Origin of the sequence: Mixta theicola (assembly GCF_002895925.1) — a bacterium.
Classification (GTDB): Bacteria; Pseudomonadota; Gammaproteobacteria; order Enterobacterales; family Enterobacteriaceae; genus Mixta; species Mixta theicola.
Map to the genome: position 1 here is coordinate 245,259 of NZ_NWUO01000004.1, position 14,331 is coordinate 259,589.

The following is a 14,331-nucleotide window of genomic DNA, read 5'->3' on the forward strand; positions in this document are numbered from 1 at the left end:
TTGACTGTAGCGTTCACGGCAGGAAAGAAAAGCAGCAGCGGGTCAGGCTGTGAGATGTATCAAAAAAGCAGCGTGGCTGAAGCAAAACGCCTGCCCGACAAGCGGGGCAGGCGTTAAAAACAACGGAGCCTGAAGACCGGTCAGGGCAGGTTTAACGATCGCAGCCGGGCCAGCAGCGTTGCTTCCAGCACCTGAACTTCATTAACAATATCCTGACGCAGCTCATCAAGCTGGGCATCATCGCTTTCGCTGTTTTCCAGCTGCTCGCACAGCTTTTCCAGCCGGCCGACGTTAAGCAGGCGCGCCCCGCCTTTTAGCGTATGCGCCAGGGTAACGATGTCCGCATGCTGCTGGCATTGCTGCAGCTGCGCGACCAGCTGGCGATGGCTATCAATCGCGCTTTCGATCAGCCTGGCGCAGGCTTCAGGATCGGCATCGATCAGCTGTTCAAGCAGACCGTTGCCAGGCACTGGCGGCGCGCTCGGCGGGATGGACGTAGAGATAAAGCTGTTCAGGGTTTCGATATTGGCCGGTTTAAACAGGCAGCAATTCATGCCGGCGTCAACGCAGCGTTGCTGGATAGTTTTTTCTGCCGAAGCGGTCAGGCCGACGATCGGCACCGGCTGAAGGCCCAGTTCCGCTTCACGCTGACGCAGGGTACGGGTGAAGGTAAAACCATCCATATCGGGAATATTGCAGTCGGTAATGATTAAATCGATAGTGCTTCTCTGCTGTTCCCAACGTGCCAGCGCCTGGCTGGCCCGCTCCGTTTCGATAACCTGATGGCCAAGATACTTCAGCTGCTGGGCCAGCAGCAGACGATTCGGGGCATGATCTTCCACGATCAGAATGCGCCTGACGTTGCTGTCGCCGTGCTGCCCGTTTGTCACGCTGGCCGCCGTGGTCTCCTCACAGAGCGGCGCATGGAAGCTAAAGGTAAATACGGAACCTGCGCCAGACTCGCTCTCTACGCTGATTTCCCCGCCCAGCAGATGCGCCAGATGGCGGCAAATGCTCAGGCCAAGACCGGTCCCCGCCTGCTGGCTTTGCCGATCGCCTGCCTGGACAAAGGGATCGAAGATTTTATGCAATTCGTGAGGGCTAATGCCGCAGCCGGTATCGCTCACCTTCAGGATATAGCTGCCGCGCTTATTCGCCAATTCGGCGGCGTCTGGCTGCTGATACAGTGCGATTTCCACGTTACCCGCATGCGTAAATTTCAGCGCGTTACTGACTAAATTAGCGACGATCTGATTAAACATAGTGGCATCAATCAGCACGCAGGGATGCTCTACCCTGATTAGCTTGTAAAATGCCAGGCCGCGCGCCTCGGCCTTACTGTGAAACAGGGTAAACAGCTGTTCCACGATCGTCACCAGATTCGTGGGCGTCGGTTCAGGCTCAAAAATTCCGGATTCGATTTTAGATAAATCCAGCACATTGCCGATCAGATTTTGCAGCGCGGTGGCGGATTCATAGGCGGCGCTGATATTCGGCCCGAGCGACTGTTGCGAACGACGCATTTCCAGCTCCAGCAGGCCAATAATGGCATGCAGCTGGGTGCGAATATCATGGCTGGTATTCGCCAGAAAGCGGCTTTTAAATTCATTCGCGCGATCGGCTTCTTCCTTGGCCTTTTCCAGCGCCGTAAGCAGTTCATAGCGCTCGGTAATATCCAGCCAGCCGCCAATAATGCCCACAATATTATCCGCATGATCGTGATAGGGCAGCGCCCAGTGCAGCGTATAATAGTCGCGCCCCTGATAATGCAGCTTAAGGTCTTGTACCAGGGGTTTTCCTTCCAGAAAGGTCTGTTCGTAAATTTCCTGAAAATTCGGTTCTGTTGCAAACCCCGCCGGCAGCGCGTCAAGCGCCGTGCCCAGCAGCTGTTCACGCGGAATATGCAGGAAGTCAACGTAAGCTTTATTGCAGTGCAGCAGGCGCATCTGCCGGTCGCGGACATACATCACTACCGGAGACTCATCAAACAGCGTATTGGTAAAAGTTAACTGGTTTTTTAGCGTCTGTTCTGCGCGGGTGCGCTCGCGGATAATGCGCTGCAAATGCCGGTTCCAGAGCAGCACCAGCAGCGTAAGCAGACCGATCCCCAAAGTGATTTTAATAATGGTGCTGCGGTAATATTGCCAGTAATTATTGTTATCGACGTGATGGGCGTTTTGCCAGTGCAGTACGATCTTCTCCTGCGTTTCCCGCGAAATATCCAGCAGGGCTTTATCAATAATATGCATTAACTCCAGATTTTCAGGCTGCGTAGCCATAACAAAACGCGCTGGCTTATCGCCCAGAGTTCGGCTGATTTTAAGATGACCAGCATAGTGATTATTTAGCTGATAGTCGGCAATGAGCTTAGGTTGGATAATGGCGTCAACTTCACCTTTCGCCACCAGCTCAAAGGCCTGCTGCGCGTTTTCCACCAGGCGAATATTATGTCCGGGATAACGTTGTTGTACCCACTCATGCATTGGGCTGCGTTTTTCAAGCGCTAATTTCTTCTCCGGCTGCGTCGACAGGGACCAGGCCGGATCGTCATTATTTTTCTGCACCAAAACCCACGGCGTGACGATATAAGGACGCGAATAAATAAGGTTGGGATCGGGACGTTCCGGTTCCAGTTCGGCCAGCCGAAGCGCGAGGATATTATTATCTCTGGCGGCGTAAGGTTTGGGGTAAGCGAATTTAACGCCGGTTCGTTCACTAATCAGCTGCAAAAGCTCAGCTTCAATCCCGGTAGGCTGATTATCATCATTGATCATTAAAAGCGGGGCGACAGTCCAGTTTGGCACCACGGGAATAACCGGATGTTGTCGCAGCCAGATCTCATCTTTTGCATTGAGCATCAGCGGATTGGCTTTAAGCACAAAGGTAGAGTCGATCCCCCAGTTGGTGGCGATGCGCAGGCGGCCCGCCAGCGGAATATGCTGCAGCGCGATATTAATCGCTTTAGCCAGCTGCGGTTGTGTCGCGGCCACGCCAAAAGAGAGGTTCATATCAGGAATGGAACGGCTGGCGCTCAGGTTAATTCGTGCGCTGTAACCATAGCGTCGCATAAATTCGATGCTGGCGGCGCTGCCCCACATGGCGTCAGCCTGACCGAAGGCGACGGCGCCCAGCGCCAGTTCCGCATCACGATAATGTTTTAGCCGCGCGTTAGGAAAGTAGCGTTCCAGCTGCGGGCTAAATTCCGGGGCTTCTGCCCAGGCCAGCACCGGCTGTAGGGCGCTGTTAAGGTTAACCAGGGCGCGATCTTTTTGGGCGATAATCGGACGATCCAGCAGCCAGGGCGGGGTAGCGATAATCCCCTCGGTGCCGTGTAGATGAGGGTTATAAAAGGCCAGCATATCCAGCTGCTGATTTCTGAGAGCTTGAATCGCTTCCGCTGGCGTAGCGTAGGGAATAATTTGTAGTTCAACGTCCAGCATCCTTTGTAGGGCGGCAAGATAGTCAGCAGAAATACCGGCTAGTTTCCCCGGCTCCATATTGTTGTAAATGGGTGGACGTGGCGAGCCCGGCACGCCGACACGCAGCCGCCGTGGATAATTAATAGTGTTTAATTCTTTAAGTTCTTCTTTGGGCGGCAGCACAATGTCCGTATGCACCTGCAGTTCTAATTGCGGCAATTGAGCAAGGACAGAAAAATTAATAATAAATAAAACAAGGTAAAAATATAAATTCCTTTTTATCATTAGCGTCGTCCTGAATTTTTTATGTTGCAAAAAAATAAAAATTGGCGGGAAGTAACTTCTTATGCGGGATGGTTTTTTATTTGCGACTTTACTGAGGATGATAGGTTTTTTCCTGCATAAAACATAGTGTCTTCATCGCCTGGTATTTATTTTGAGACATTTCTTGTATTAAGTAGAGACGATTTTTTTTCATGCCAACCTGCGGCCGTGCTGGTGAAACAGGCTATCAGTACGTTTATTTTTATGCTAAAAGTATCAGGAATTGTCTCAGGTCTCCATACCTTGTTTAGGGCGTAGCGCCCGCACGGTAAGCTGAGAGTAGGGGGTTGAAAATTAATCTATCTCGTTATTGTTATGCGCGTCGGCTCGATCAGGGAAAGGATAGAAAACGCCTTTAATAACGAAGACGGTAACGATAGATATTAATAAAAATCTGGCCCAACCTTTTACGCGCGGCCCCAGGCGGCGCGTAAAATATTAATTTATGCGCATACTCATCGGTAATGATTCAAGGAGTGAAGAGATGACGAAAACGATCGCCCGGCCTTTACGGGTAGCGCTACTGGACGATCATCCTATGATTCGCACGGCGTTTGAGATTTGTATTAACGCCGAGCCGGATATGATGTTAATCAACGCTTTTGGCTCCAGCCAACAGCTGTTTACCGAACTGCCGGATTTGCAGCTGGATGTGTTAGTCCTTGATTTCTTATTAGGCGAAAAGGAACTGGATGGCCTGGCATTGATCAAGCAGTTACGTAATCATTATCCCCGGTTAAATATCCTTATCTCCTCAGCGATGGAGAGCCCGGCGGTGGTAAAAATGGTGCTTAATGCGGGCGTGAAAGGTTTTATTGGTAAAAGTCAGGACATGAGCGAAATGATCCAGGCGATTCGTCAGGTCGGTCAGGGGCGTAACTGGCTTTCGCGCGATATGGCCTATGAAATTGAAGATCTATACGTTATCCATGAAGATTTGAGAAATCCGCTGGCGGGGAATAATCAAAAGGGCACGCTGTATGAAAAGGTAAAGTTGCTCAGCCCGCGGGAGGTGGAAGTTATTCGCTGTTTTCTTAACGGCATGAGCGTTTCTCAAATCGCCGTCAAATTTAAACGCAGCCGCAAAACCGTAAGCGGACAAAAACAGTCGGCGTTAAGGAAACTGGGGCTGCGTTCTGATAGCGAGCTCTTTAAATACAGTAATGATTTGCTGTCACGATCCTGAATGGGCTTTCCGGGGGGGTATCGCCGCGCAATAAACCTGACCGCTACGCCTGTTTAACGCATTAAAGGGCAACCGTTATGCCCGGCGCTGGATCCAGGAATAGCGTAAGGCGTAACCGTCAGAAAAATGCGAGTTCCGTCGATAGCTGGATTGCGGCTCAGCGTTGCAGTAAGTACATACCGGCAGCACATCTATTTGCGCTGCCGGTATTTTCATATCCAGCAGCATTTGCCGCCCTAACGCCGGAAGATCAAACCAGATCCCCTTACTCGTTGCCTGGGCCTGCAGGCGAACCGCATGTGGGTTAACCGGCTGCGTAGCAGACCACTGCGGCGCGGTAACGCGCGGATTAGTGGTTATGGTGCTCAACATATCCTGTCCAAGCTCGTAGCAGCAGGGCGCAATCGCCGGGCCAATCGCCACAAACAGGCTTTCAGGCGTAGCACCTAAATCAAATAACCGATTCACCGCCTGAGGCAGTACGCCTGCCAACGCCCCCTTTAATCCCGCATGTACCGCTGCAACATGATGGCGACGCGTATCGGCAATCAGCACCGGCAGGCAATCCGCCGTATAAACGGCGACCGGGCGCGAATCAGTTGCGATAACGCCGTCCGCTTCGCACTGTTTCCGCGGGAAAGCTTCTTCAGACATTATCACCGTGGAAGTGTGCCGCTGATGACCACAGGCGGTTTCTTCTGGCGGCGCCATTCCCGCAGGCAAAAAAGCGTGTTCCAGCCAGTCAAGAGAAGCGAGCAGAGTAGATTTTCGAACAGGGGTGGCATTTTGCATAGTTCATCCTTACAGGGAATCAGCGACTAACCAGCGATTCTTATCATTAAACAGGATGAAGAGGGTCATGGCTACCGTGTGGTAATTGTCGATCACGATACCCGCTTTGGCTGACCAGCGGGCTTACGCTGTTGACCAGCATTAGCGAGATCATTTTGGGTGCTCATGGTGTGATGAAAATTCAGGGGGACGACAGCCTGTTGCCGCTGGCGTAACCTTCCTCAGAAAAAACCGCAGCAGCTAACCTGCACTGCTGCGGGGTCAGAATCAGATATAGGTTCGGTATTAAGAACGGATATAGGTACGAATCACATCGGCGATAGCCTTGTTCGCTTCCCGACCGTTACGATGTTCAACTTCATTTGCCAGGCTTTCCAGATATTTGTTCAGCTTGCCGCCGGTGGGGACATTGCCGAATGTAATCAGCATCTGGACGATTTGACGCAGAGCCAGCAGCTCCAGCGACAGGCGTTCAACAACAGGATCTTTCTCAGACATACAAACTCCGGCGGACACGTTTCTTTTCTGAGGGGCATCTTACGCCGCTGCGCATTTTTCAATCGGCTAAACAGAGGTAATAAGCGGCGGTATTTTGCGCCGCCCATACAACTGGCCAGCAAGCCACGGCGCTGGCCGCTAAAAGCCAGCTGTCACAGGAACGTAAACCCATACAAAAAAGCCGCTCAATGAGCGGCTTGCTTATATGGAATGTGGTGCGGAATTACTGCATAACTTCAGCAGGGGCTGATGGAGTACGCATAACGAACCTGGTCTCTTTAGCGTTATAAGCCAGCGTATCGTCAGGTATATCTTTATTGATAAATGACGCAGCCCCAATCATCACATCATTCCCGATCTTTACGTCCCCGATGATGCAGACCTGAGCGCCAATATCCACGTTGTCGCCTATGACTGTTAAGCCGTTGCAGTCCCCATTCGTTTTCCTGCCAATCGTCACCCCGTGGCGTATGTTTAGGTTTTTACCGATAACGCATTCCGGGCGAATCACGATGCCATAGCCGTGGTTAATTTTCATTCCTGCGCCAATTCTGGCGTCCAGGGCAATATCAATCCCGTAGCGGAGGCACAGGCGCTGATTAATCTTCCTGGCCTTTTTCTTCCAGTAGCCGGTTTTATTATGATGAAGCCAGGAGGCGATACGCCACCAGAAGTAAAAGCGGCGAGTAGGACTTGTAATGCAGCGGTGTAAAGCTTTTCCCCAACTGAACGGCTTTTTACCGTCACGGCTAATAACTTCAAGACGCAGGCATTCTTTGAGATGATTGAGATCGCTCAGGCTCAGCAATGGAGCATGAACAGGCTCAACAGTTGAGCCTAAAGCTAAACGTAAATCTTCCTTCATGTGGCTCTAATCTCTGAAATTATCGATTACTTGCTGGGCGCTTCCATTACATATGGAAGGATTGTGTAAGGATAAGGTAATTGCTTCGATTAATAAATAATCCTTCAGCTAGCGCGCGTCACAATGGCTATTTATTCACTTCTTCGTTTACAAGCTTTCACCCATACCGCGTCATTATCTACGCAGTGGCTTGCAATCATTGCGCGATAAAAAGCTCGCCTGTGGGCCTATTTCGAAGGATTGAGAATGGACACAACAGAGCAGCCTGGCCCCCGTAGCAAATAGGGCTGCCAGCTGCCGCCGTCGCGTTGTATGCAGACACGCTCAGCAGCAATGCGCAGGCCAGCGGCGTCAGCGAGATAGGTTATCGGTATCCCTGCCTTAATGCATCTGTGACGCAGGTGAAGCTTCAATCTGCTGCTCTTCCTGAGAGAGCCCGTTGATATATTTACTGTATTTCCACCAGGCGAAGCCGAGGAAAAGAACAATACCGCCGACGTTATAGAAAACGATCGTCAGAATGTTAGCGCCGGACGGGAAGGTTGAGGCGATAAAGCCGATGGTGAAAATGACAATCAGCATCGACACGATGATAATCCCGGTGCGGCGCGAGCCCATAGTGAAATCACGCGGCAGATGATCGAGCTTTATGCGCAGGTTGAGATAGGCCAGCATGATAAACAACGGCGGCAGCATCGAGGCGGCGGCGGTCATGTTGATGATGGTGTTCATCAGATCCTGCACCGTGTTGGAACCCATAGTCGGGACGATCATCAGCGGAATGACGATAAAATACTGGATCCATGCCGCGCGTGCCGGGACGCCGTTCTCATTCAGTTCGACGGTCTTCTCACCGAAAATGCCGGACGGGATTTCCGAGAAGAAGATTTTTACCGGCGTGGCGGTCCACATCAGCAGCGAACCAAACATGGCGGTAAAGGAGACCAGGCCTACGAAGCGGTTCATCAACGCTTCTGGCAGCCCGAAGTATGCCGCCAGGCCGTGAAACACCTGAACCGAACCGCCAGTGTATTTCAGTTCCTTACTGTGGACGAAAACGTTAATCAGCACTGAAGAGATGGAGTAGAGCACGCCGATGAAGATCCCGGCGAGGATGATCACCTTCACAAACGACTTCGAACCGCCTTTGACATCATTAACGTACACCGCGACGGACTCCGCGCCGCCTGCGGCCATGAAGATCCATGTGGTGATGCCGAGGAACGCCCAGTTGAAATTCGGGATCATCGCCTCGACGGTGATCGGATCCGCAGGCTGGATACCGCCCGCCAGCGCCGCGCCCGCCAGCAAAATATAGGAGAGGGTCAGCAGCAGCATCAGCGTGGAGGTGACAGAGGTAATCGGCCCCAGCATTTTCGCGCCGTTGGTCGATACCCACGTCGAGAAGGCGAACAGCACCATGCTCAGCACCGTGGTGGCGAACGGCGTGAGGATATATTCATAGCCAAGGAAGGCATAGGATGCGTAGGCAATAACGCGCGGCAGCAGCGAGGTAAAAAAGAACAGGTTCACAAACCAGTAGGTGTAGGCGGTGATAAACGCCCAGCGACCGCCGAGCGAGCTTTTCACCCAGGCATATACGCCAGCTTCCGAGTTTTTATTCAGCGACACGAATTCGGCGATGATTAAACAGAAGGGAATGAAGTAGAACAGGGTGGCCAGAAAGAACATGGGCGCTGTCGCCAACCCCAGTTCGATATTGTTATTGATTACGTTGTTAAAACTATAAACGGCGGCAAAGGTCAGTGAGAGCAGGCCAAACTTACCGATGGTATTACGTTTGGTATCAGACATAACACATCTCCACACAATCTCCCTCAGGGAGTAGCTGAAGGGGGATGGGTTGTTTGCAGGATAGAGGCGGTTAATTATCAATATGCATTTTAGTAAATATTTTAGTAAATAAAATCAGTGAAATTTGTTTGCTTTAACTCGATCACAGAATTTCTTTTACAGGTTCGTAAATACCCGCCATAAAAAACCCGCCAGCGACAGGAGAAGCTGACGGGAAACCGGAAAACTTATTTTATGACGTCAGGTACGGCGGTCTGGCTCGCTAACGAACGTTTCTGTTGTTTTTTCTCAAAGCGGGTGATCCACCACCACGCCAGGCCTGAGAAGACTGCGGTCATAAAGACATTGATAAAGAAGGCGTTAACCAGGTCAACGCCCGGCGGGAAAGCGGAGGCCGTCATACTGATTACAAAAATCACGATAAGCATCGATACCACACTCATGCCGACAGCTTTTGAACCCATACGGAAATCGCGCGGCGTGTCGTCGTGTTTCCAGCGAAAGACGAAGTAAGCCACCATGATGAACAGCGGCGGCAGCATTGCGGTACCCGCGGTCAGGTTAATTGCCGTATTCATCATCTGCTGAACGCTTTCTGAACCAAAGCCATTGATAATCAGCATAATAAACACAAAGAGGAACTGCCACCACGCGGCGCGTACCGGCACGCCGTGGGCGTTAAGCTCGGTTGTTTTTGGCCCGTAGATACCCTTTGGAATTTCCGAGAAGTGAATTTTTACCGGCGCGGCGGTCCACATCATCATGCTGCCAAAGATGGCGATGAACAGGATAATGCCAACAAAGCGGCCCATCAGGATTTCGGAGATATGGAAATAGCTCCCCAGGCCGGTGAAGATCTCCACCATCCCGCCAGCATAGGTCAGGTTTTCGCGCGCGACGAAGACGTTAACCAACAGCGAACCCAACGCGTACATCCCGCCAATCAGCACCCCGGCTGAGATGATGACCTTAATAAAGGCTTTCTGTCCGCCTTTGATATCGTTCAGGTAAGCCGCAACGGTCTCCGCGCCGCCAGCGGCCTGAAAAATCCAGCACATGATGCCAAGCGTTGCCCAGTTGATGGTCGGTTCCATCGCGGTAAGGGTGATCGGCTGCGCCGGAACGTGGCCGGCCCCCAGGGCGGTAAAGGCACCGATGACATAAATGGCGAACAGCGCAAAGACGCCGTAGGCGACGCATTCGGAAATTTTACCCAGCCATGTCGCCCCTTTAGTGGAGATATGGGTCGCCATGGCGAACAGCAGAATCGAAAGCACCGAGCTGACCATCGGGGAAAAGGGAATGGCATATCCCATGATGGCGTAGGAGGCGTAAGCCACCACGTTTGGCAACAGCGAAATAAAGAAGAACAGATTCACGAACCAGTAAAGAAACGATCCTAAATATGCGGTGCGCGTGCCTAACGGCTGCTTCAGCCAGGCATACATCCCGGATTCGGAGTTTTTATTGGCGGAGACGAACTCGGCGATAATAAACACGAAAGGAATAAAGTACACCACCGTGGCGAACAGAAAGATGGGCGCAGAACTGAGCCCTAGCTCAATGTTATTGTTAACGATATTGCGTACGTTAAACACTGCGGTGAACGCCATAGAAAGCAAGGCGAATTTACCTATTTTGGCGCGAAATGATTCGGACATAAGTCCTCCGAAAAATCATGAGCTCCCAGGGAGCTGGCAATCAGAAGGTCAGCGATATTTCCGCTGCCCTTCCGTTCTGTATAATGCTGTGATTACTTGTTTAAAAAATAACCGTCTTCAATCGTGACTCTCAGAACCACTTTTTTAACCGGAGAATCACAGATAAAGCGGTATGCCTCGCTGTTGTCGCAGACAATCATTTGTCCTTCGTGCACCTGCACGGTGTCACCGCTGCCCTGCAGATATTCCCTGTCGGTTTCGTCGCGGTAGCGCTCCGCCATCTGCAGCTGCGTCTTGGGCGCGAACTCAATTTTCTGCTGTCCCTGTAGGTAGTAATGCACCTCAAAGTAGCGGCGATGGCCGACGAACAGCGTATCGGTGGTGCTGCCGTTTTCTACGCGATACGAGAGCGAATCGCCAATGGAGTGCGCCACGCCCGGACGGATATTGTCGATATTGTTGATGGCTTCCACGCAGCGCTGCCACTTGCGTCCACTGTGATAAATCTGCTTAAACTGCTCTAAATTATCGAGAATTCGCATTTTCAGCCTCGCTGTGCGAAACGGGGGAAAAGAAATCGGTGCCGAAAACGTGCGACGCCTGCACCTGCGAGGTACTGCATCCACCTTCCAGCGGCAGCAGCGTAAAGCCATAGTTGAACGGTTTGAGCCAGACGCGCCAGCTATCCAGCACCTCGCTGCCCCAGGAGTTGGAGCCGAGGCCGAGCAGCTGGTCGTCGAGATTTAACGTGATATCGTCGCTTCGCTTCAGTTCGTTGCAGTGCTGGGCAGTCTGCAGGTTTTCCGCCGTATAGTGCCAGGCACTGATGTTAATCGGCTGACGCGGCACGACCAGCAGGCCGTTGCCGTGGCGGCTGGTAAACGAGGCCCAGCGAACGTGCTGACGGTTGCCGTTGTTCTGCGGGAACGGATAGTTTTCGAACATCTCGTCCACGGTGGTACGCCAGACGTCGATAATGTTGCACTGCTGGCTGTCGGCATAGTTTTCCCCCGGACCGCGACCGTAGTAGTTCACCTGCCCGAATTCGCCGTTGATGCCCAGCATAAAACCAATGCAAGGCACAATATGCGGGTAGTCGCCGTAGCGCTCGCCCTGCAGCTCTACGTTGATATGTCCCTGCGGCGTTATCTGCCAGCGATAGGTGCAGCGCATGCCAAAATCAAACACTGGCGGCGCAATCAGGCTGCGGGTGGTGATTATGACGGTGTCGCCCTGGGGCTCGGCGCGGAACTCGCGCAGATGCTCTTGCATGATTTGCAGGTGCGACGGTTGCCACCATCCTTCGTATTCCTGTTTATGGTTATCAATCATCGGCTTGAAGAAGTTAATCTTCGGCTCGCGGGTCACCTGCTCAATGCCGTTCACCTGCCATTGGGTCAGCTTGCCGCTGACTTTGGAAAACACTATGCGAAAGTTGTGGCCGGTGAGGGTGTAACTCAGGCGCTCATCGGCAATTGTCAGCGGCGTGGCGCTGATGCCGATCGGTGGCGTTCTGGCGGCCGTTTGTGCTTTTAACGGGAACTGATACACAGCGATAGCGTGGTTGGCCTCGCTGTACGGCGTGCGGGAGTCTTTTGTCACCATCACATTGACGAACGCTTCACGTTCGTCGAGCTCTGGCAGCGTAATCCGCACATCACGGCCGCTGTTCGGCGCCAGGTCGCGAACCTTCAGCCGCTCGCTGGACAGCGTTTCGCCTTCAGCGCGGACTTCAACATGCAGGGTGTAGTCATCCATCGTTGAGAACCACAGCTTGTTATCAACGTGCAGTTCGCCGCAGGTGATATTCGTGGCACGGACTTTTACCGGCGCGATGACCTGTTTGTATTCCCTAAGGCCCGGCCCCGGCGTCTGGTCGGAGTAAATCAGCCCGTCGAGGCAGAAGTTGTAGTTGTTCGGATAGTCGCCGTAATCGCCGCCATACCTGTACCACACGGCTCCGTTGTCATCGGTTGCCTGAATACCGTGGTCGCACCACTCCCACACGTAATGGCCCTGGATACTGTCATGCTGGTAAAAGACGTTCTGGTATTCGGTCAGCCCGCCGGGGCCGTTGCCCATCGCATGAGCATATTCGCAGATAATGCGCGGCCTGGCGTGCGGATACTCGCCGAACTCGTTCATCAGCGGCACGCGGGTATACATGGTGGAGATAATATCCACTACCTCGGCGTCGCGGTCCTCTTCGTAATGCACCAGGCGGGTGTCGTCTAATGCCTTAGTGGCGTGGTACATCGCGCGGATATTGCAGCCGTAGCCGGATTCATTGCCCAGCGACCAGATGATAATTGATGGATGGTTTTTCTGCGCATGGATATGGCGCACGATGCGCTCAACATAGATATGTTCCCAGGCCGGGTCGTCGGTAATGCGGCTTAAGTTGCCGACGTTGGCGAAACCATGAGATTCAACATCAGTTTCCGCCATCACGAACAGGCCGTAAATATCGCACAGCTCGTAGAAGCGGGGATCGTTAGGGTAGTGGGCGGTACGTACCGAGTTGATGTTGTGCTGCTTCATCAGCAGCAGATCTTTTTCCACGCGGTCCATGCCGACGCGCGCCCTTTCAGATGATCGTTATCGTGTCGGTTCACGCCGTGCAGCATGACGTAATGGTTATTGATATAGAACAGCCCGTCGCGCACTTTGATGTCGCGAAAGCCTACGCGCTGCGGGATCACTTCCAGAATCTCGCCCGCTGCGTTTTTCAGCGTCATTATCAGCTGATAAAGATAGGGCGTTTCCGCTGACCACTGCTGCGGCGCTTTCACATCAATGGCGAAGTGGGCTTGCGCCTGCTGGTCTACCGTCAGACGCTCGGTTTTCCCCTGATACAGCGGGCGATCGCCGTCGAACAGGGTATATTCCAGCGTGGCGATGTCAGGCTGCGCGGCGAGATTCTCCAGTACCAGCTTGCAGGAGAGAGTGGCATCGCGGTAGTCGTCGTTAAAATCGGTGCGCAGGGTGAAATCCTGCACGTGCAGCGGGTTTTTCCCTACCAGGTAAACATCGCGGAAGATGCCTGCCGACCACCACATATCCTGATCTTCAATATAGGTGGAGTCTGCCCACTGCATAACCCGCACGCATAGCAGGTTATCACCGGTTTTCACCGCCGCGCTGATATCGAACTCCGCCGTCAGACGGCTGCCTTTGCTAAAGCCGATGTACTGGCCGTTAACGTACACTTCGAAATAGGTTTCTACGCCGTCGAATTTAATAAGGGTTTGCTTACCCTGCCAGCCCTCGCCGAGGGTGAAGATACGTTGATAGGCACCGGTTGGGTTGTCGGTCGGCACATGGGGAACATCAATCGGGAACGGGAAACCTTCATCGGTATATTGCAGCTGTCCGTGGCCTTCCATCTGCCACATGCCAGGCACGGTAATTTGCCCCCAGTCGTTGATGTACTGCGAGTTAAATTCCTCAGGCACCAGCAACGGGTTGCTGAAAAAGTGAAAATTCCATTGTCCGCTTAGAGACATAAAGCGGCTGCTGATTTCACGGGCGAAGGTCCGTGCCTGAGTCGTCGAGTCGTATGAGAAGAAGTACGCGCGCGGCGGCAGCCGGTTTTCATGAGTGAGTTGAAGGTTTTCCCAGCGATTCATATCGCCTCCCTGAACGGATCTGAGTTGTTGCTGTGCATTTTAGTAAAATTTTTACTAAACAAAACGGGCGAATCACATTTACTTTAACTCGATCACAAAATGAGCGTCGTCGCGGCGGGACGAAGGCGAAGGGAGAACAGCG

Annotated in this window: 8 protein-coding genes and 1 pseudogene; 1 reads left to right on the plus strand and 8 read right to left on the minus strand. The window is 52.6% G+C overall.

What is annotated here, in order from left to right:
* Nucleotides 1-140: 140 nt before the first annotated feature.
* Nucleotides 141-3,617, minus strand: coding sequence for an ATP-binding protein (locus COO59_RS07830; RefSeq protein ID WP_165786502.1), 3,477 nt, complete (start codon nucleotides 3,615-3,617; stop codon nucleotides 141-143).
* Between the two features lie 610 nt (nucleotides 3,618-4,227).
* Between COO59_RS07830 and COO59_RS07835 the strand changes: the two genes are divergently transcribed.
* Nucleotides 4,228-4,929 (plus strand): response regulator transcription factor, encoded by a 702-nt coding sequence (locus tag COO59_RS07835; protein WP_103059245.1) that lies wholly within the window; start codon nucleotides 4,228-4,230, stop codon nucleotides 4,927-4,929.
* A gap of 75 nt (nucleotides 4,930-5,004) precedes the next feature.
* Here the strand turns inward: COO59_RS07835 and COO59_RS07840 are convergent, their stop codons facing one another.
* From COO59_RS07840 to ebgA, 7 genes and pseudogenes are all read right to left on the minus strand, one after another.
* Nucleotides 5,005-5,721 (minus strand): purine nucleoside phosphorylase YfiH/LACC1 family protein, encoded by a 717-nt coding sequence (locus tag COO59_RS07840; protein ID WP_103059246.1) that lies wholly within the window; start codon nucleotides 5,719-5,721, stop codon nucleotides 5,005-5,007.
* A 285-nt stretch (nucleotides 5,722-6,006) separates the two neighbouring features.
* Nucleotides 6,007-6,219: a hypothetical protein gene (locus tag COO59_RS07845; RefSeq protein WP_103059247.1), complete on the minus strand. Its 213-nt coding sequence runs from the start codon at nucleotides 6,217-6,219 to the stop codon at nucleotides 6,007-6,009.
* Nucleotides 6,220-6,442: 223 nt separating this feature from the next.
* Nucleotides 6,443-7,084, minus strand: coding sequence for a serine acetyltransferase (locus tag COO59_RS07850; protein ID WP_103059248.1), 642 nt, complete (start codon nucleotides 7,082-7,084; stop codon nucleotides 6,443-6,445).
* A 381-nt stretch (nucleotides 7,085-7,465) separates the two neighbouring features.
* On the minus strand, nucleotides 7,466-8,899 hold the full coding sequence (locus COO59_RS07855) for an amino acid permease (protein ID WP_103059249.1): 1,434 nt from the start codon (nucleotides 8,897-8,899) through the stop codon (nucleotides 7,466-7,468).
* A 227-nt stretch (nucleotides 8,900-9,126) separates the two neighbouring features.
* Nucleotides 9,127-10,560, minus strand: a complete 1,434-nt coding sequence (locus COO59_RS07860) for an amino acid permease (RefSeq protein WP_103059250.1) — start codon at nucleotides 10,558-10,560, stop codon at nucleotides 9,127-9,129.
* A 92-nt stretch (nucleotides 10,561-10,652) separates the two neighbouring features.
* Nucleotides 10,653-11,102, minus strand: a complete 450-nt coding sequence (locus COO59_RS07865) for a beta-galactosidase subunit beta (RefSeq protein WP_103059251.1) — start codon at nucleotides 11,100-11,102, stop codon at nucleotides 10,653-10,655.
* A pseudogene (ebgA, locus tag COO59_RS07870) lies at nucleotides 11,086-14,189 on the minus strand (beta-galactosidase subunit alpha). Before ebgA ends, COO59_RS07865 begins: the two are co-directional and overlap by 17 nt.
* Nucleotides 14,190-14,331 lie beyond the last annotated feature (142 nt).